This window comes from Nocardioides potassii (assembly GCF_021648885.1).
Lineage (GTDB): Bacteria > Actinomycetota > Actinomycetes > Propionibacteriales > Nocardioidaceae > Nocardioides > Nocardioides potassii.
Window position 1 is genome coordinate 152,589 of record NZ_JAKJHZ010000001.1, and the last position, 17,934, is coordinate 170,522.

Annotated in this window: 18 protein-coding genes; 7 read left to right on the forward strand and 11 right to left on the reverse strand. The window is 71.9% G+C overall.

The features are described from left to right. Positions 1-28: 28 nt before the first annotated feature. Positions 29-1,411 (forward strand): NAD(P)/FAD-dependent oxidoreductase, encoded by a 1,383-nt coding sequence (locus tag L2K70_RS00720; RefSeq protein WP_236397524.1) that lies wholly within the window; start codon positions 29-31, stop codon positions 1,409-1,411. A gap of 10 nt (positions 1,412-1,421) precedes the next feature. On the opposite strand, the gene L2K70_RS00725 is transcribed toward L2K70_RS00720, so the two are convergent. Next, positions 1,422-1,715 carry a hypothetical protein gene (locus tag L2K70_RS00725; RefSeq protein WP_236397527.1) on the reverse strand — a complete coding sequence of 98 codons (294 nt, stop codon included), beginning with the start codon at positions 1,713-1,715 and terminating at the stop codon, positions 1,422-1,424. 74 nt (positions 1,716-1,789) lie between these two features. Between L2K70_RS00725 and L2K70_RS00730 the strand changes: the two genes are divergently transcribed. Next, complete coding sequence (locus L2K70_RS00730) at positions 1,790-2,701, forward strand: glucose 1-dehydrogenase (RefSeq protein WP_236397530.1); 912 nt, start codon at positions 1,790-1,792, stop codon at positions 2,699-2,701. 91 nt (positions 2,702-2,792) lie between these two features. Here the strand turns inward: L2K70_RS00730 and L2K70_RS00735 are convergent, their stop codons facing one another. The 5 genes from L2K70_RS00735 to L2K70_RS00755 all read right to left on the reverse strand — a co-directional run bounded on the left by L2K70_RS00735 (position 2,793) and on the right by L2K70_RS00755 (position 7,371). Further along, entirely contained in the window at positions 2,793-3,617 is an 825-nt protein-coding gene (locus L2K70_RS00735; RefSeq protein WP_236397533.1) for an NAD-dependent epimerase/dehydratase family protein, read from the reverse strand. 327 nt (positions 3,618-3,944) lie between these two features. Continuing rightward, the gene (locus L2K70_RS00740; protein WP_236397536.1) at positions 3,945-4,892 is read right to left on the reverse strand and encodes a PfkB family carbohydrate kinase; all 948 of its coding nucleotides are present in this window, start codon (positions 4,890-4,892) and stop codon (positions 3,945-3,947) included. Further along, on the reverse strand, positions 4,889-5,434 hold the full coding sequence (locus tag L2K70_RS00745) for a cysteine hydrolase family protein (RefSeq protein WP_236397539.1): 546 nt from the start codon (positions 5,432-5,434) through the stop codon (positions 4,889-4,891). The genes L2K70_RS00740 and L2K70_RS00745 overlap by 4 nt, the downstream gene beginning before the upstream one ends. A 207-nt stretch (positions 5,435-5,641) precedes the next feature. Continuing rightward, positions 5,642-6,469, reverse strand: a complete 828-nt coding sequence (locus L2K70_RS00750) for an ABC transporter permease (RefSeq protein WP_236397542.1) — start codon at positions 6,467-6,469, stop codon at positions 5,642-5,644. Beyond that, positions 6,466-7,371 (reverse strand): ABC transporter ATP-binding protein, encoded by a 906-nt coding sequence (locus tag L2K70_RS00755; RefSeq protein WP_236397545.1) that lies wholly within the window; start codon positions 7,369-7,371, stop codon positions 6,466-6,468. The genes L2K70_RS00750 and L2K70_RS00755 overlap by 4 nt, the downstream gene beginning before the upstream one ends. 155 nt (positions 7,372-7,526) lie before the next feature. Between L2K70_RS00755 and L2K70_RS00760 the strand changes: the two genes are divergently transcribed. Together L2K70_RS00760 and L2K70_RS00765 are read left to right on the forward strand one after the other, a co-directional pair. Beyond that, on the forward strand, positions 7,527-8,579 hold the full coding sequence (locus L2K70_RS00760; RefSeq protein WP_236397548.1) for a hypothetical protein: 1,053 nt from the start codon (positions 7,527-7,529) through the stop codon (positions 8,577-8,579). A gap of 45 nt (positions 8,580-8,624) precedes the next feature. Then, the gene (locus L2K70_RS00765) at positions 8,625-9,515 is read left to right on the forward strand and encodes a DUF4064 domain-containing protein (protein WP_236397551.1); all 891 of its coding nucleotides are present in this window, start codon (positions 8,625-8,627) and stop codon (positions 9,513-9,515) included. A 9-nt stretch (positions 9,516-9,524) separates the two neighbouring features. On the opposite strand, the gene L2K70_RS00770 is transcribed toward L2K70_RS00765, so the two are convergent. After that, on the reverse strand, positions 9,525-10,691 hold the full coding sequence (locus L2K70_RS00770) for a pyridoxal phosphate-dependent aminotransferase (RefSeq protein WP_308195693.1): 1,167 nt from the start codon (positions 10,689-10,691) through the stop codon (positions 9,525-9,527). Positions 10,692-10,730: 39 nt separating this feature from the next. Here L2K70_RS00770 and pyrE point away from each other — a divergent pair, with 39 nt between their 5' ends. Beyond that, positions 10,731-11,267, forward strand: a complete 537-nt coding sequence (gene pyrE / locus L2K70_RS00775; protein WP_236397554.1) for an orotate phosphoribosyltransferase — start codon at positions 10,731-10,733, stop codon at positions 11,265-11,267. Between the two features lie 14 nt (positions 11,268-11,281). Here the strand turns inward: pyrE and L2K70_RS00780 are convergent, their stop codons facing one another. Then, positions 11,282-12,037, reverse strand: a complete 756-nt coding sequence (locus L2K70_RS00780) for a DedA family protein (protein ID WP_236397557.1) — start codon at positions 12,035-12,037, stop codon at positions 11,282-11,284. 37 nt (positions 12,038-12,074) lie between these two features. Between L2K70_RS00780 and L2K70_RS00785 the strand changes: the two genes are divergently transcribed. Together L2K70_RS00785 and fbaA are read left to right on the forward strand one after the other, a co-directional pair. Beyond that, the gene (locus L2K70_RS00785) at positions 12,075-12,776 is read left to right on the forward strand and encodes a TrmH family RNA methyltransferase (protein ID WP_443689200.1); all 702 of its coding nucleotides are present in this window, start codon (positions 12,075-12,077) and stop codon (positions 12,774-12,776) included. A 321-nt stretch (positions 12,777-13,097) separates the two neighbouring features. Then, on the forward strand, positions 13,098-14,132 hold the full coding sequence (fbaA, locus tag L2K70_RS00790; RefSeq protein ID WP_236397560.1) for a class II fructose-bisphosphate aldolase: 1,035 nt from the start codon (positions 13,098-13,100) through the stop codon (positions 14,130-14,132). A 68-nt stretch (positions 14,133-14,200) separates the two neighbouring features. Here fbaA and L2K70_RS00795 read toward each other — a convergent pair whose 3' ends face one another. The 3 genes from L2K70_RS00795 to L2K70_RS00805 form a co-directional block, all read right to left on the reverse strand. Further along, positions 14,201-15,721, reverse strand: a complete 1,521-nt coding sequence (locus L2K70_RS00795; protein WP_308195696.1) for a DHA2 family efflux MFS transporter permease subunit — start codon at positions 15,719-15,721, stop codon at positions 14,201-14,203. 119 nt (positions 15,722-15,840) lie between these two features. Continuing rightward, a complete protein-coding gene (mctP, locus tag L2K70_RS00800) occupies positions 15,841-17,556 on the reverse strand; it encodes a monocarboxylate uptake permease MctP (protein WP_303645843.1) in 1,716 nt (571 codons plus the stop codon). Continuing rightward, a complete protein-coding gene (locus L2K70_RS00805) occupies positions 17,553-17,837 on the reverse strand; it encodes a DUF3311 domain-containing protein (protein ID WP_236397564.1) in 285 nt (94 codons plus the stop codon). The genes mctP and L2K70_RS00805 overlap by 4 nt, the downstream gene beginning before the upstream one ends. Positions 17,838-17,934 lie beyond the last annotated feature (97 nt).

The following is a 17,934-nucleotide window of genomic DNA, read 5'->3' on the forward strand; positions in this document are numbered from 1 at the left end:
GCCGTCCTGCGGGTGCCACGGTGTGCGCATGACGCGGACGCTCGACGTGGACTACCTCGTGGTGGGGGCCGGCGCGATGGGGATGGGGTTCGCGGACACGCTGGTCGACCACGACCCGACCGCGCGGGTGGCGATCGTGGACCGGCGCCACGGCGCGGGCGGTCACTGGCTCGAGGACTACCCGTTCGTCCGGCTCCACCAGGCGTCCAGCTTCTACGGCGTCGCCTCCTCGGTCCTCGCCGGTGGCCGCAGGCAGGACAGCGGCCCGGAGGCGGGGCTGCAGGTCCGCGCGTCGCAGCCGGAGATCGTGCACTACTACGCGCAGCAGGTCGAGCGGATGCGCGCGACCGGCCGCGTCGAGGTGATGACGGGCTGTGACTACCGCGGTGACCGCACGATCGTCTCGCGGATCGCCGGCCGGGAGTGGGTCGTCCCCGACCGATGCCGGATCGTGAACGCCCACTACCTCGCGCCCAGCATCCCGGCGGAGACCTCCGCGCCCTTCGCGGTCGCCGACGACGCCCGCGTCGTGACGGTCAACGACGTCGTGCGGCTCGAGGAGGCGCCGAGCCAGTACGTCGTGGTCGGCTCGGGCAAGACCGCGACCGACGCGTGCGTGTGGCTGCTCGGGCAGGGCGTCGACCCGGGCGCCATCTGCTGGGTGCGCCCGCGCGAGCCGTGGATGCTCAACCGCGCGCTGATCCAGCCCGACCCGGCGGTCTACCTCAACGTGCCCGCGGCGATGTTCGAGGCGGCCGCCGCCTCGTCCACGCTGGACGAGGTCTTCCTCCGGCTGGAGGAGTCGGGCGTGATGCTGCGGATCGACCGGTCGCTCACCCCGACGATGGCCAAGGCGCCGACCCTCGGGCACTGGGAGCTCGAGCTGCTGCGGTCGATCGAGGACGTCGTACGGCATGGGCACCTGGCCGCGGTCTCCCGCGGCCGGCTCGAGTTCCGCGACGGCTCGTCGGTGCAGGTCGCCGACGACGCCGTCGTCGTGCACTGCGCGGCCGACGGGCTGAAGAACCCGCCACTAGTGCCGATCTGGCGCGATGACGACATCACCCTGCAGCCGGTGCGCGCCGGCTTCCCGTGCTTCGGCGCGGCGATCACGGGCTACGTCGAGGCGACGCGTCACGACGACGCGGAGAAGAACCGGCTCTGCCCGCCGTCGCGCTACGGCAACTCGCTCGCCCAGTGGGCCGACATGAACGTCCGCGGTGCCCGCGCCTCGATGGCGTTCGGTGCCGAGCCCGACATCGCCGAGTGGGCCAACACGGTCGCGGTGAACCCGGCACGGATCCCGCCGGACCACCCCGGATCGCAAGCCCTGGACCTCGCGCGCGAGCGGCTGGCCGCCGCCACCGCGCCGGGGATCACGGCCCTCGCCGCGCTGGCGGCGCAGGGCTGACCCGCGCCGGTCACGGTCGCGGGTTGGTCCGCGTCCACGGCCTGCTGTCGCGCTTCTGGCCCATCGCGGCGGCGCAGCGGGGGCACACCTGGCTGACGCGGTCGGCGTCGCGCCCCGTCGCGGGTTGCGCATCGACCCACTGGACGTGCGGGAAGCGGTGGAGACGTGCCCTGCTGAGCGGTACGCCGCACACGGTCTGGTTGGCGCCGCGGAGCCAGGCGTGGACCAGGCCGGCCGGCGCGCGGAAGCCGTCGGGGTCGGTCCACCGGTCCGTGGCGGCGACAGCCGCGTCCGTGGGGCGCATGTCCCGCAGTGCCCCCGCATCGCCTGACCCATGCCGGGTACGGCGTGGGGACACCGACCCACGGAGGTAGAGCCATGAGTGACGCCGACCAGACCCGGCAGGACCCGACCGAGCTGCACGACCAGCCCGACACCGAGGGCGAGCAGCTGCCGAAGCCCGGCGACGACGACTCCGTGACGGGGGAGATGGGCGAGAAGCCCGACCACGGTGAGGAGACGTACGTCGGTCACGACCGGCTGCGTGACCAGGTCGCGGTGATCACCGGCGGCGACTCCGGCATCGGTCGCGCGGTCGCGCTGGCCTTCTCCCGCGAGGGCGCCGACGTGGTCATCGCCTACCTCGACGGCGAGGACGACGACGCGCACGAGACGGCCCGCATCGTCGAGGACGCGGGCAGGCGCGCCCTGCTCGTGCCGACCGACCTCGTCGAGGAGGACGCCTGCCGCGCGCTCGTGGACAAGGCCGTCGAGGAGTTCGGTCGGATCGACATCCTGGTCAACAACGCGGCCTACCAGATGGCGCAGCCCGGCGGCCTGCCCGACATCACCACCGAGCAGCTCGACCGGGTGATGCGGACGAACATCTACGCGATGTTCTGGCTCTGCAAGTACGCCCTGCCGCACCTGCGGCCGGGATCGTCGATCATCAACACCTCGTCGGTGCAGTCGAGCTCGCCGTCACCGGAGCTGCTCGACTACGCGACCACCAAGGCGGGGATCGTGAACTTCACCCGCGGACTGGCGCTGTCGCTCGCCGAGAAGGGCATCCGGGTGAACTCGGTCGCGCCCGGCCCGATCTGGACGCCGCTCATCCCCGCGACGATGCCGCCGGAGAAGGTCGAGGACTTCGGCAAGCAGACCCCGCTCGGGCGCGCCGGGCAGCCCGCCGAGGTCGCGACGGCCTTCGTCTTCCTCGCCTCGCCCGAGTCGAGCTACGTCACCGGTGAGGTGATCGCCGTGACCGGCGGTGGCCCGGTCACCATGTGACCTCCCGTGGTCTCCGACCGGCGCTGTAACGCCGGGTTACGTGCTGTACCGACTGGCATGCATGAGGGGTGGAACAGCACCTAACCCGGCGTTACAGCGGCGTGGAGGCCCGCGCGTAGCCCTCGCGGTACGACGGCCTGGTCGGCGCCCAGCCCGTGGCCCGGAGGCGGGCATTGGACAGCCGCTTGCCGTGCCCGTGCGCCGGGTCCGCAGGCGGCGGGGGAGGCGCACCGAGCCCCTCGGCGAGGTACGACGCCACGTCGCCGAGCTGGGCGGGCTCGTCGTCGGTGCCGAGGTAGACGGCCTCGGGGGTGGACTCCATCGTGAGCAGGTGGACGACCGCCGCGGCGGCGTCCTCGCGGTGGATGCGGTTGGTCCAGCGGTGGGGGTCGTCGATCCGCCCGTCGCGGACCTGGTCGAGCAGCCGCGTGCTCGAGCCGCCGTACAGACCCGAGAGGCGGAGCACCGTGCCGTGCGGGATCCGCGCGTGGAAGGCCTCCTCCGCGGCGACCAGCTGGCGTCCGGGACCGTCGCCGGGCGCGGTGGGTCTGTCCTCGTCGTCGAGCGGCGGGGGCCCGTCGTGGCTCGGCATCACCGCGGTTGACGAGACCAGCACCGCCCGCTCCGGTGGCACCGGCAGTGCATCGAGCGCCCGCGCCATCCCGTCGACGTACGTCGCCCGGTAGGCCTCCTCCGTCCGCGGTCGGGCGGTCAGCGCCACGACGACGAGGCGCGGGCTCACGTCCGACAGGACCGGCGCGCCAGCGGTCAGGTCGACGGAGCGACCGACGAGCGGGGCGGGCACGCGAGCGGCGTCGCGGCGCAGCGCGAGCACGGAGTGGCCGAGGTCGGCGAGGCGCAGGCCGACCGCCGAGCCGAGGTCGCCGGCGCCGACGAGGAGGACGTCAGGGGTCACGCGATGACGGTACGGCCGAGGCGGAAGGACAGTGATGTCAGCAGGGCCGCGCCGGTGCTCGGCGCGGCCCTGGGGCGGATGGTGCGGGACTGAGGACCCACCTCAGCGATGGACGTCCATGCGGCGGATCGCGATCTCCAGCTGGATGTCGTGGTGGAGCCGGTGTCGTCGGCGCGGCGGCAGGTGGTGGGCGAGCAGTCGGTGGAGCTGGACGGAGTGCATCTGCTTCTCTCTCTGTGCGGGACGACCCCGGTGGCCGCCACGAGAAAGATGCCCGGGCCCGCTTGCGGCTCTCTTGTGTCCGACTTGGGGGCGTTCCTCGCCCGGCTACCCGACCACCACGCGGCCCAGGAACTCCTCCACCTCCGCGAAAGTCGGGGCCGACTCCGGGCCGCGTCGGGTCACCTTGATCGCGGCGGCCGCGTTGGCGCGCCGGCAGCCGTCGACCCACGGCGTACCGGCCGCGACCTCGGCCAGCAGCGCGCCGGTGTGGGTGTCGCCCGCGCCGTTGGTGTCGACCGGCGTCTGCGGGAACCCGGCGACGTACGTCGTCTCGCCACCCACGTGCACGGCGCAACCCTCCGGCCCGTCGCGCACGATGGCGACCGCGTCGCCGCGCAGCAGGGGAGCGATCGCGGTCGTCAGCTCGGCGAGGTCGGTCGGCGGCTCCTGCCCGACGGCCCGCAGGATCGCCTCGGCCTCCTCGGCGTTGCTCGACCAGACATCAGTGAGCTCAAGCATGGCCGCGCGCACGTGCTCGCTGAGGCCGGCGAACGCCGCCCCCGGGTCCAGTACGACGACCACGCCGGCGTCGAGCGTCGGCAACCACGCGAGGAGCGGCTCGCCAGTGGCGGCGAGGGCGAGGGAGAAGCCGGTCACACAGACCAGGTCGCCGGCCCGCGGCGCGGACGTGGCGAGCGACTCGACGGAGATCCGGCGCTCCGCGCCGAGCGTCGTGACGAAGGTGCGCTCGGCGCTCGGCTCGACCATCACCACGCAGATGCCGGTGTCGAGGTCGGGCACGGGGTCTGCGGACGCGGCGATGCCCTCCCGGGCGAGGGCCGCGCGGATCAGGTCACCGTGGGGACCCGTGCCGATCGCCCCGGCCTGGACGCACTCCGCGCCGAACCGCGCCGCCGCGACGAGGACCGTCACCGCACCGCCGGCGTAGTCGGTGGCCGAGGTCGCCATGACGTTCTGCCCGCGGGCCGGCAGGTCGGGCACCTCGACGACGACGTCGACCAGCGCCTGGCCGGTGTGGATGACGCGGCTCACCTCGCGAGCACCTCGGCAGTGGTGGCCAGCGTGATCTGGGGCGGGTAGAGGGCCATCACGTCGAGGGCTGAGCGGTGGTTCTCGGGGGTCGAGCCGGCGCAGGCGTCGATGACGACCGTCAGGGTTGCGCCCGCGTCGGCGGCCGCAAGTGCGGTCGAGACGACGCAGCAGTCGGTCGAGACGCCGGCAAGCACGAGGTGCGGCACCGGTCCGGTGACCGCCTCGAGCGCCGGACCCCACTTGCCGAAGGTCGGCACCGAGACGACCTCGGACCCGACGCCCTCCATCTCCGGGACGATCGACAGCAGCGGGTCACCGTCCGGCACGTCGGCGAAGGGCCAGGCCTGCATGTAGGCCGCCCAGCTGCCCCGCGGGTCGGGCGCGGGCACCCAGCGGGTGACGACGGTGCGCTCGCCGGCTGCGGCAGCGAGACGTCGTACGGGCTCCACGATGTCGGGGAACATCGGCGAGCCCCACTGGCTGTCGGGCGAGGCGAAGATCCGCTGCGGGTCGATGACGACGAGCCAGGCGTCGGGATGCATGGCGCCAGCCTGTCAGAACCTCGGCCGGGTCGTCCTCGCCCGCCGGGACGACGTACTTCGTGGCCGAGTCCTACGGTTCAGAGCCAAGATCTCGGCTGACAACCGTTGCGGTCACCGGACATCCGGTGACTCCAGATGAGCGCCCACAGGCGTCAGCGGCCACCGGTCCCCCGACCGGCAGCCGCTGACGAGCACGAGGGAAGGTGGCTACTTCACCTCGGCACGCAGGACGGCGCGCAGCCCGAGGGCCAGCGGGATCCAGAGCCAGACCAGCGTGGTGACGCCGAGCTGCTGCCAGTTCTCGGCGGTCATGCTGTTGTCGAAGAGCCGGGTGATCGCGAAGTTCACGTCCACCCAGGGCTGCAGGTCGCGGAACCATCCCTGGAAGGCGGCCAGCGCCGCGAACGCGCCGGGCAGCACGAGGGAGTAGACGAAGTAGGCGACGACCGCGGCGGGGGAGCTGCGGAAGACCACGCCGAGCATGAAGCCCATCAGCATGCCCAGGATGTTGGCCAGCACGATGTAGCCGAAGGACTGCACGCCGATGTTCCACACCGGGTCGAGACCGGCGATCGCCGCGCCGACCACGTTGCCCACCGCGCCGACGGCGAGCGCGACCACCATCGACACCACGCCGATGGCGAGCGTCACGAGCACCTTGGCCGTGATCACCCGCCCGCGCCACGGCACGAGGGTGTACGTCGTCAGGCCGGTGCGCTGGCTGTACTCGCTCGTGATCGAGAGGATCGCGATGATCGGCAGCACCACCGAGAGCGGCATGCCGATCGCGGTGGAGAAGAACTCCTGGTTGATCACCTCGTCGGGTGCCCACGCGATCACGGCCGCGGAGGCGAGCACCGCGACGATGGCGACGCTGGCCATCAGCCAGAACCCGGCGCGGGTGTCGAACATCTTGCGCAGCTCGACCTTCGCGAGGCGGCTCATCGGGATCGGCCGGACCTCATGGCGGGCCGCGGGCGCGGTGGGCACCTGGGGTACGACGGAGGGGGTCGGGGTCTGGGTGGCGGTGCTCATGCTGCTGCTCCTTCGCGGGCGGTCTCGGCGGTGAGCTGGAGGAACATCTCCTCGAGGCCGGCGCCGTCGGCGGCGCGCAGCTCGCGCAGGACGACGCCGGCACGGTGTGCCGCCTCGCCCACGAGCTCGGGGTCGGCGTCGACGCGCAGGCCGCCGTCGATCGGGGTGGTGACGACCGATGCCTCGTGCAGCGCACGGGCGAGGCGGTCGAGGTGGGAGGGATCGGACGTGCGCACGAGGGTGCCGGCCGACGCGAGCAGCTCGGCCTTGCTGCCCTGGGCCACGATGCGGCCCTGGCCGATGACGACGATGTCGTCGGCGATGACCTCGATCTCGTGGAGCAGGTGCGAGGAGAGCAGCACGGTGCCGCCCTGGTCGGCGAACCCGCGCAGCAGGTCGCGCATCCACCGGATGCCGGCGGGGTCGAGGCCGTTGGCCGGCTCGTCGAGGATGAGGACCTCCGGGTCGCCGATGAGGGCGGTCGCGATCCCGAGGCGCTGGCGCATGCCGAGGGAGTAGTCGCGCACCCGGCGGCCGGCCTCGTCCTCGGTGAGGCCGACGCGGGCGAGGGTCTCGGCGACGCGCGTGCGGGACAGGCCCATCGTCTGCTGGGCGATGGTGAGGATCTCGCGGCCGGTGCGGCCGGCGTGCTGGGCCGAGGCGTCCAGCAGGACGCCGACCTCGAGGCCGGGGTTGACGAGCTCGCGGTAGTCGCGGCCGGTGACGGTGACCCGGCCGGAGGTGGCGCGGGTGAGGCCGACCATGACGCGCATGGTGGTGGACTTGCCGGCGCCGTTGGGGCCGAGGAAGCCGGTGACCCGGCCCGTCGCGGCCGTGAACGACACGTGGTCGACGGCCGTGAAGGAGCCGTACTGCTTGGTGAGGGACTCGACGCTGATCATGCGTCGAGCCTCGCGGGGGCGGGCACCCGCGCACATCGGGGAAGGTGCCGAGTCGTCCCCCGAGACCGACCCTGAGAAGACCCCGGGGCCGGCCGTACGACGGCGGGTGCGCACCGGTGCGGGCCGGCTTGGGGCGGTCCGGGGAGAATGGTCCCGTGAGCAAGCCCACCGAGCAGCGTCCGCCTCAGGTCACCCTGGCGTCGGGGATCGTCGTGTTCTCGTCGGTCGTGGTGCTGCTCACCGTCTGGGACCGGCTCTCGACCCTGCGCTCGCTCGACACCCAGGAGGCGATCAGGGACGCGTTGGCGCAGCCCCCGTTCTCGGGCTTCGGCCTCGACGTGCAGTCGGCGTCGGACCTGCTCCGGTGGGTCATGGCCGCGGTCGCGGTGGCAGCGTGCGCGACCGCCATCCTCGGGTGGTACGTCCGCAAGCCGGACCGGTCCGCGCGCCTCGGCCTGTCGATCTTCGCGGTGCCGGTGTTCGTCGGCGGCCTCACGGTCGGCGGCCTGGCCGGCTCGTTCGTCGCCGCCGGCGCCGCCATGCTGTGGCTCTCGCCCGGTCGGGAATGGTTCGCCACCGGGAGGTGGACGCCCCCGGACCCGCGGTCCGAGTCCTCGACCCGCGACGTCGCCCCGCGTCGTACGCCGTTCCCCTCGGCGCCGCCGCAGCAGCGACCGGCCACCCAGCTGCCGCCGCACCCGCACCACCCGACCCACGCGCCGCACGCGCCGGGGTGGCAGCCCCAACGGCACGACCTCCACCGGGCAGGGCCCCACTCCAGGCCTGCCGCGATGGTGGCGGCGTTCGTCATCACCGTCGTGATGGCCGGCGGGCTCCTCACGATGTCGCTGCTCTGGGTGGCGATCGCCGGACTCTCGCCGGAGTTCCTGCGCAGCGTGATGGCGCAGCAGCCCGAGCTCTTCGACGAGGGCGTCGGCTTCGAGCAGGTGCGCGACACCGTGCTCGCCTTCGCCAGCGGGTTCATCGTCTGGTGCCTCGCCGCCCTCGTCCTCGCCGGCTTCGCGATGGCGCGCCGCGACTGGGCGCGGCGCGGCCTGACGGCGATCGCCGCGCTGAGCGCCGTCGGGTGCCTGTTCTTCGTCCTCGACACCGTGCTCGTCGTCCTCCCCGCGATGGCCGCGGTGGCGACGGTCGTCTGCCTGCGACGGGTCGAGGTCCGCCGCTGGTTCGAGCTCGGGTCGCGCTGAGCCTGCTCACCGGTCCGGGGTTGCCCGACATGGTGGAATACGCCCATGAGCAACGAGGACCCGGGTCCGACGCACACGCCCTACGGCCAGCCGTCCGGGCAGCCGGACCCCTACGGCCAACCGCCCTCGGGCGAGCCGTACCCCTACGGCCAGCAGCAGTACGGCCAGTACGGCCAGTACGGCCAGTACGGCCAGCCGGCCGTCGACCGCCGTCCCGGCACCGTGACCGCGGCGGCCTGGATCACCATCGTCTTCTCCGCGATCGTCGCTGCGATCTTCGGCTTCACCACGCTCGCGCTGGTCGTGGCCCGCGACCAGGTGATCACCGAGATGGAGCGCGTGCCGGAGTTCCAGGACGCGAACATCGACGCGGACGCCGCGGTCGGGGTGCTGGTCGCGGTGATGCTAGGCCTCGTGGTGTGGTCGGTGATCGCGATCGTGCTCGCGGTCTTCGTGATGAAGCGCTCCAACGTCGCGCGCATCCTCCTGGTCATCTCGGCCAGCGTGACCGCCCTGCTGTCGCTGCTCGGGATCACCGGGGGCGTCACGATCGTGACCCTCATCGCCGCCATCGCGACGATCGTGATGCTCTTCGCCGGCGGCGCCGGCGCGTGGTTCAACGGCACGGGCGGCAGCTACGCGCAGCAGTACCCGAGCCCGGGCCAGTACGGCGCCCCGAATCCGTACGGCGCCCCCTACGGGCAGGCGCCGTCGGGCCCGCAGTACCCGACCTCGTCCACCAGCCCGTCCGGCGACAACACTTACGGCCAGTCGGACCCCTACGGCCAGCAGCAGCCCCCGCCGAGCCAGAATCCCTACGGCCAGACGGACCCCTACGGCCAGCAGCCGCCGCCGAGCGAGAACCCCTACGGCCAGCCGCCCGCGGACGGCCAGGGCGGGTCGGAGCACCCGCCGAAGGACTACCCCGGGCGCTAGGCCCGGGTCCTACCGGCGGAGGTCCGCCGCGGCGAGGCGGCGTACGCCCTCCGCGATGACGTCGGGCTGCTTGCAGAAGGCCCAGCGCACCAGCTGCCGCCCGGCCTCGGCGTCGTCGTAGAACCCTTGCGTCGGGATGGCCACGACCCCCGCTCGCTCCGGCAGGGCGAGGCAGAGCTCGCGGCCGTCGGTCCAGCCGAGGTGCGACACGTCGGTCGTCGCGAAGTAGGTGCCCTCCGGCACCCGCGGCTCGAGCCCGGCCGCTGCGAGCCCGTCGCACAGCAGGTCCCGCCGGGTCTGCAGGTCACGGGCGAGCTCTGCGGGCCAGTCAGGCTCGTGGTCGAGGGCGTGCGCGACGGCCGGCTGAAGCGGTGCGCCGGAGGTGAAGGTCAGCCACTGCTTCGCGGCGAGCACGGCCTGCACCAGCGGTGCCGGACCGGTGGCCCAGCCGACCTTCCAGCCGGTGAACGAGTACGACTTGCCGACGCTCGACAGGGTCAGGGTCCGCTCCCACATGCCGGGGAGCATGGCCATCGGGACGTGCTCGCGGCCGTCGAAGACGAGGTGCTCGTAGACCTCGTCGGTCACCACGAGGACGTCGTGCTCGATGGCGAGGTCGGCGACCAGCTGGAGCTCCTCGCGCGTCAGGACGGTGCCCGTCGGGTTGTGGGGCGTGTTGAGCAGGACCAGCTTGGTGCGGTCGGTGATGGCGGCCCTGAGCTCGTCGGGATCGGGGCGGAACTCGGGTGCGCGGAGCGTGACCGCGCGCCGCTTCGCGCCGCACATGTCGAGCATGGCCGTGTACGAGTCGTAGTAGGGCTCGAGCACGACGACCTCGTCGCCGGGGTCGACCAGGCCGAGGAGCGCGCCGGCGATGGCCTCGGTGCAGCCGGTGGTGACGACGACCTCCCGGTCGGGGTCCACCTCGAGGCCGTAGTAACGCTGCTGGTGCCGGGCGATCGCGGCCCGCAGCGCCGGGATCCCGATGCCCGGGGCGTACTGGTTCGCGCCACGCTCCAGCGCCGCCTCCGCGGCCGCGACCACCGATCGGGGCCCGTCCGCGTCCGGGAAGCCCTGGCCCAGGTTGAGCGCGCCGGTCTGCACGGCCAGCGCCGACATCTCGCTGAAGATCGTCGGCGGGATGTGGGCGAGTCGGCGGGACAGCGGCGTGGGCACGCGCCCACGCTAGCGACCGACGTGGCTAGGGTCGGCTGCGTGACCACTCCTGACGCCGCTCTCGCCGCCGACATCGACGCCACCTGCCGCCTGACCGGCGAGTTCACGCTCCGCTCGGGCCAGGTCGCCGACACCTACTTCGACAAGTACCTCTTCGAGGCCCGACCGGCGCTGCTCGACCGCGTGGCGGCGCAGATGGTCGACCTCCTGCCGGAGGGCACCGAGCTGCTCGGCGGGCTCGAGCTCGGCGGCATCCCGATCGCGACGATGGTCAGCTCCCGCACGGGCCTGCCGGCGCTCTTCGTGCGCAAGAAGGCCAAGGAGTACGGCACCGCCAAGCTCGCCGAGGGCCCGGACGTGTCCGGTCGCCGGGTCACGATCATCGAGGACGTCATCACCACCGGCGGGGCCGTGCGGGACGCCACCAACGCGCTGCGCGAGCTCGGCGCCATCGTCGAGGTGGTGGTCTGCGCCATCGACCGGTCGCCCGCCGACGAGAACCCGCTCGCCGACGTCGGGCTGGAGGTCCGCTCGGTCCTCACCCGCGCCGAGCTGGACGCCGCGTCCGCCGGCTGAGCGACGTACGCCGTTCAGTCCAGGTCGCGACCGGTGATGTCCCGGTCGGGCCCACCGTCGTGGTCGCCGACCTCCGCGCCCGCCGCGTCGGTGCGGCGGTGGCGCCACCACTCGATGGCGATCGGGATGAGGGAGAAGGCGACGATGACGATGACGAGCTTGTCGATGCTCTCACCGAGCGTCGGGAACGCGTCGCCGAGGAAGTAGCCGAGCAGCATGATCGACATGACCCACAGCACGGCGCCGACGAGGCTCCACACGAAGAAGCGCGCCCGCTCCATCCGCGTGACGCCGGCGACCACGGTGATGTAGGTCCGCACGAACGGCACGAAGCGCCCGATCACGAGCGCCTTGTTGCCGTGGCGGTCGAAGAACGCGGTCGTCTGGTCGAAGTACTTGCGCTTGATGATCCGGCCGTCGCGCTCGTAGAGCGGCTGCCCGATCTTGCGGCCGATCTCGTAGCCCACGACGTTGCCGAGGAAGGCGCCCGCGATCAGCGCGACCATCGCGATGAGCAGCTCCACGAAGGGTGGTCCGGGGAACAGGTCCAGCTGCCCGGTGACGATGAAGAGGCCGAGCGCGAAGAGGAGCGTGTCGCCGGGGAGGATCGGGAAGAACAGGCCGCACTCGACGAAGACGATGAGCAGGCTGATCCAGAACAGCTCGGTGCCGAACCGGTCGAGCAGGTAGTTCGGATCCATCCAGTCGATGCCCAGCAGCAGCGGCGTGACTGCGAGGTCGGGCAGGCTGGAGACGGCGGGGAGGCTCACGCGCGTCACCCTAACCAGCAGTCCTTAATGTTCTGGCATGCGCGAGGAGCCCCACGACGAGCCGCACGAGGAGTCGCGGGCGCCGTACGACCCCATGCCGCACGGGCGCGCCGAGGTCGGCGTCGGACCGTGGGAGGGGCCGTGGCCCGAGGGCGACCGGTGGGACCCGGACCTGCTCCGGGACGGTGACCGCCGCAACGTCGTCGACCGCTACCGCTACTGGACGCTCGAGGCGATCGTGGCGGACCTCGACACCCGCCGCCACGGCTTCCACGTGGCGATCGAGAACTGGCAGCACGACTTCAACATCGGCACGATCGTGCGGACCGCCAACGCGTTCCTGGCCGCCGAGGTCCACATCGTCGGCAACCGGCGCTGGAACCGTCGCGGCGCGATGGTGACCGACCGCTACCAGCACGTCCGGCACCACGCGGACGCCGCGAGCCTGGCGTCGTACCTGCACGGACTGGCGACTCCGGTCCGGCTGCTCGGGATCGACAACCTCCCGGGCTCGCTGCACCTCGAGACGATGCGGCTCCCGCGCGACGTGTGCTTCCTCTTCGGCCAGGAAGGTCCCGGTCTGTCGGAGCAGGCCCGCGAGGTCTGCGACGGCACCTTCTCGATCGCGCAGTTCGGCTCGACCCGCTCGATCAACGCCAGCTCGGCGGCCGCGATCGCGATGCACGGCTGGGTGCGGGAGCACGCCGACCTCGCGGGTGACGACGCCTGGCGGGGATGACCGCGAGGACCCGGTTGCGCAACGGCCCGGGGCGTCCCCACACGGTCCCGGACCGCTGCGCAGGCTCAGCAGGCGTGCTGCCGGCCCTCGCAAACCTAGGTCGCGGGTCCTGGAGGTTCTTCATCCGTGGGGGTGCAGTTGGCCTCCCCCGCCCACGCCCCCTTCACACGGAGCTCCGCGCCCGGATCTCCGCACCCGGTGGAACGGAGCCGGACGCTCGTCGGTTGTCACGTGGTGAGACGGAATCCGGCGGCTGAAGCGACTGGCGGGTAGCCACTAGGGTTTGAGGCGCCAATTGGAACGTTCCCGAGGAGAACCCCGATGCCCATCGCCACCCCCGAGGTCTACGCGCAGATGCTGGACGCCGCGAAGGAGAAGTCCTTCGCCTACCCGGCCATCAACGTCTCGTCGTCCCAGACCCTCAACGCCGCGCTGCAGGGGTTCGCCGACGCCGGATCCGACGGGATCATCCAGGTCTCGACCGGTGGCGCGGAGTACCTCTCCGGCCCCACGGTCAAGGACATGGTGACCGGCTCGGTCGCCTTCGCCGCGTACGCCGCCGAGGTGGCGAAGAACTACCCGGTCAACATCGCGCTGCACACCGACCACTGCCCGAAGGACAAGCTCGACGGCTTCGTCCGCCCGCTGCTGGAGATCTCCGCCGAGCGCGTCGCGCGCGGCGAGGCGCCCCTCTTCCAGTCGCACATGTGGGACGGCTCGGCCGTGCCGATGGACGAGAACCTCCAGATCGCCGAGGAGCTGCTCGCGAAGTGCGCGGCGGCCCACATCATCCTCGAGATCGAGGTCGGCGTGGTCGGCGGCGAGGAGGACGGCGTCGCCAACGAGATCAACGACCAGCTCTACACGACGCCCGAGGACGCCATCGCCACCATCAAGGCGCTCGGCTCCGGCGAGCGCGGTCGCTACATGACGGCGCTGACCTTCGGCAACGTCCACGGCGTCTACAAGCCGGGCAACGTCAAGCTCCGCCCGGAGATCCTCAAGTTCGCGCAGGAGGCCGCCGCCTCCGAGCTCGGCCTCGGCGCCGACGCGCGTCCGTTCGACCTGGTCTTCCACGGCGGATCGGGCTCGACCGCGCAGGAGATCAGCGACGCCGTCGACTTCGGCGTCGTGAAGATGAACGTCGACACCGACACCCAGTACGCCTTCACCCGCCCGGTCGCGGCCCACATGTTCGCCAACTACGACGGCGTGCTGAAGGTCGACGGCGAGGTCGGCAACAAGAAGCAGTACGACCCCCGCGCCTGGGGCAAGGCCGCCGAGGCCGGCATGGCCGCCCGCATCGTCGAGGCCTGCCAGAACCTCCGCTCGGCCGGGACCACCCTCTCGAGCTGATCGCCGTGTGAGCGGTGCGTGAGGGGGGGTTCCGGCGACTCGGAATCCCCTCACGCACCGCCCGCGCCTCAGTGTGCGGCCGGCGGCGCCGGTTCGGCGGGTGCGGCGCCGAAGTGGCCGGGGCGCTCGAAGAAGACGACCGCCACCAGACCGACCAGCAGCACCGCCGGCAGCAGGAACATCGCCTGCGACATCGCGGTGCTGAAGGCGCCGTGGACGGCGTCGGGGAGCGTGCCGCCCAGCGAGGCCTCGCTCGTTCCGCCACCACCGCCGAGGCCGTTGGCGGCGAGCCGGCTGTCGATGAGAACGGCGATCGCCGCGGCGCCGACGACGGAGCCGACCTGGCGGTTGGCGTTGTAGATGCCGGAGCCCGCGCCCGCCTGGTGCAGCGGGAGGTTGCGGTTGGCCGTCGTGGTCAGCGGAGCCCAGACGAACGAGCTGCCGATGCCGAGCAGCGCCATCGCGCCGAGGACCTGCCACAGCGGCGTGTCGGGACCGATGGCCGAGGCGAGCAGCACCAGCGACACCGCGACCCCGGCCAGCCCCGCCCCGGCCAGGATGCGGGGGTGCACCCGGTCGGTGAGCTTGCCGGCGAGGGGTGCCAGCACGATCGACATCACCGCCATCGGCGCGAACAGCAGTCCGGCCTGGGTCGGGGAGTCACCCCGCACGAGCTGCGCCCAGAGCATCAACGGGAACCCCATCGACGCGAACACGAACCCGACGCTCGCGATGGCGACGTTGGCGAGCGAGAAGTTGCGGTCCCGGAACAGCGGGAGGGGCATCAGCGGCTCGCGCGTGTTCTTCGCCTGCCACCAGACGAAGACGGCGCCGACGACGAGACCGCCCAGGATCATCGCGATGATCGTGCCGTTCCAGTCGAGCGCGTGGCCCTCCTGAATGCCGAAGACCAGCAGCAGGAGCGCGACCCCGCTCAGCGCGACGCCGAGCCAGTCGAAGGAGTGCTCGTGGACCCCGAGGTCCGGCACGAGGCGCCACGCCAGCCACAGCCCGACGACGCCGATGGGGATGTTGATGAAGAAGATCCACTCCCAGCCGGCCGCGTCGACGAGGACGCCGCCGAGGAGCGGGCCGACCAGCGTGGCGACGCCCGCGGTGGCTCCCCACAGGCTCATCGCCGAGCCGCGGCTCTCCCGCGGGAAGATCCGGGTGATGACTGCCATCGTCTGCGGGGCGACCGCCGCGGCCCCGAAGCCCTGCAGCACGCGGGCCGCGACCAGCATCCAGATGCTCGTCGACAGGGCGAAGGACAGGCCGCACCACAGGGAGGCGACGGTGAACACGACGAGCCCGCCGAGGTACATCCGCTTCGGGCCGATCCGGTCGCCCAGCCGTCCGGTGATGAGGATGGGCACGGCGTAGGCCAGGAGGTAGGCACTGGTCACCCAGATCACGTCGTTGACCGTCGCGCCGTGAGGGGCGTAGGTCTCGAGGATCGCCGGCGTCGCCACCGACACGATGGTCATGTCGACCAGGATCATGAAGAAGCCGACGCACAGGGCGCCGAGGGCCGCCCAGGGGCGGACCTCCGAGCCGGTGGTCGGGGCGGGGCTCTGGATTGCGGTCACGAACCCAGTGAACACCCGCCGTCCGACATCGATTCCGCCGGAGCGCTCCTACGCGCTCGATGGTCGAGGGGGGCGGGGGGCCGCAGCCCCCCCCCCCCCCCCCCCCCCCCAGCGGTGGCTCAGCGCGCCGGCGCGTTGCCCGGGACGTCGTCCGGGTCGCCGTAGGGCTCGTCGTGCGCCCCGTGCTGCGCGAGGTCCTTCTGCACGCGCGGGTCGTCCGCGTCGGCGAAGTAGTCGAACGGGACGGTCTCGTCGCTGCCGTTGGAGACCTTGACGGCGTTGAGGATCGCGCTCAGCACGACCGCGATCACGAGGTTGATGACGAAGGCGGTCATCGCGATGTAGCCCATCTGGTCGAGCCCGGGGACCAGCGCGAGCGAGCCGCCGAAGTGCTTGCCGGTCACCGGGTTGATGACCTGGTAGGCCTCGACGGTGCCGTAGACCATGCTGACCGCCCAGCCCGCGAGCAGGGCCCACCGGTGGAACCACCGGGTGAAGAGGCTGAACACCACGGCCGGGAAGGTCTGGAGGATCCAGATCCCGCCCAGCAGCTGGAAGTTGATGGCGTTCTGCTTGTCCAGGGTGAGCACGAAGACCAGCGCGAAGGCCTTCACGAGCAGCGACATGAGCTTGGAGACCTTGGCCTCCTGCTTCGGCGTCGCGTCGGGCTTGAGCCACTCCTTGTAGATGTTGCGGCTGAAGGTGTTGGCCGCGGCGATCGACATGATCGCGGCCGGCACGAGCGCGCCAATCGCGATGGCGGCGAAGGCGACGCCGGCGAACCACGCCGGGAACATGTCCTCGAACAGCTGCGGGATGACCAGCTGCGCATTGGGCTGGCCGTCCAGGCCGATCGGCTGCGTGCCCGCGGCGATCGCGACCCAGCCGAGCAGGGCGAGCAGCCCGAGGACGAAGGAGTACGCCGGCAGGATCGCGGCGTTGCGGCGGATCGTGTTGCGGCTGCTCGACGAGAGCGACGCGGTGACCGAGTGGGGGTACATGAACAGCGCCATCGCCGAGCCGAGGGCGAGGGTGGCGTACGCCCAGCCGGCTCCCACGCCGGGCAGGAACGCACCCGTCGGCTTGCCGGTGGCCTCGTTGACCGTCGTCATCTTCTCCTGCGCGGAGCCGAAGATGTTGTCCCAGCCGCCGACCTGACCGGGCAGGTAGATCACCGCGACGATGATGACGAGGTAGATCAGGATGTCCTTCACGAAGGCGATCACCGCCGGGGCCCGCAGCCCGCTGGAGTAGGTGAAGGCCGCGAGGACGGCGAAGGCGATGAACAGCGGTGCGTCCTTGGCGATGATGTTGTCGCCACCGCCGACGCCGGCCACCTCGAGCACGGCCTGGATGCCGACCAGCTGCAGGGCGATGTAGGGCATCGTGGCCACGAAGCCCGTCACCGCGACCGCGAGCGAGAGCCCGCGGCTGTCGTACCGCCCCCGGACGAAGTCCGCGGTCGTGACGTAGCCATGACGGTGGCTGACCGACCACAGGCGAGCCATGAAGATGAAGATGATCGGGTAGAGCACGATCGTGTAGGGCACGGCGAAGAAGCCGGCGACGGCGCCGGTGGCGAACATGGCCGCCGGTACGGCGACGAAGGTGTAGGCCGTGTAGAGGTCGCCGCCCAGCAGGAACCACGTGATCCACGTGCCGAACCTGCGACCGCCGAGGCCCCACTCGTCGAGCGACTCGAGCGACTCCCCGCGCTGGAAGCGCGAGGCCATGAAGCCGGCCACCGAGACGAGGAGGAAGAGGGCGATCAGCACGCCCAGGGCGACTCCGTTGATGCCGCCGTCGGCGGCCATCACGCTCAGGTGCGGGGTCATCGGTCCTCACCCGCCGGACGCGACCCCTTGCCGCGCGCCGAGAGCGTCAGGCGGTAGGCCGTCCACGTGAGTGCGGAGCAGATGAAGACCCAGAGGAACTGGTACCAGAAGAAGAACGGGAAGCCGAAGAGCTCCGGGTCCGCCTTGGCATAGCTCGGCACCCACAGGAGCGCGACGATTGGGATCATGAGCAGGACGGCGGCGATGGCCATCTTGGTCTTGTCGGTGGGTGGCGGCCCCTGGTCGGGGCGCGTCTGCTGAGGTGGGTTCCCGGAATTCACCTCCGGCACCTTACTCGCGACGTGAGCACCGTCACCCTCCCCACGGGCGGGGGCGACGGACGGTCAGTTCGGCGCGACGAACGGTCGGACGGGGCCT

What these genes read in the sequence shown, in the direction of transcription:
- L2K70_RS00720 (WP_236397524.1), top strand. Translation starts at nt 29, where the DNA reads ATGACGCGGACGCTCGACGTGGACTACCTCGTGGTGGGGGCCGGCGCG.
- L2K70_RS00730 (WP_236397530.1), top strand. Translation starts at nt 1,790, where the DNA reads ATGAGTGACGCCGACCAGACCCGGCAGGACCCGACCGAGCTGCACGAC.
- L2K70_RS00765 (WP_236397551.1), top strand. Translation starts at nt 8,625, where the DNA reads ATGAGCAACGAGGACCCGGGTCCGACGCACACGCCCTACGGCCAGCCG.
- fbaA (WP_236397560.1), top strand. Translation starts at nt 13,098, where the DNA reads ATGCCCATCGCCACCCCCGAGGTCTACGCGCAGATGCTGGACGCCGCG.
- mctP (WP_303645843.1), bottom strand. Translation starts at nt 17,556, where the DNA reads ATGACCCCGCACCTGAGCGTGATGGCCGCCGACGGCGGCATCAACGGA.
- L2K70_RS00785 (WP_443689200.1), top strand. Translation starts at nt 12,075, where the DNA reads ATGCGCGAGGAGCCCCACGACGAGCCGCACGAGGAGTCGCGGGCGCCG.
- L2K70_RS00750 (WP_236397542.1), bottom strand. Translation starts at nt 6,469, where the DNA reads ATGAGCACCGCCACCCAGACCCCGACCCCCTCCGTCGTACCCCAGGTG.
- L2K70_RS00755 (WP_236397545.1), bottom strand. Translation starts at nt 7,371, where the DNA reads ATGATCAGCGTCGAGTCCCTCACCAAGCAGTACGGCTCCTTCACGGCC.
- L2K70_RS00725 (WP_236397527.1), bottom strand. Translation starts at nt 1,715, where the DNA reads ATGCGCCCCACGGACGCGGCTGTCGCCGCCACGGACCGGTGGACCGAC.
- L2K70_RS00745 (WP_236397539.1), bottom strand. Translation starts at nt 5,434, where the DNA reads ATGCATCCCGACGCCTGGCTCGTCGTCATCGACCCGCAGCGGATCTTC.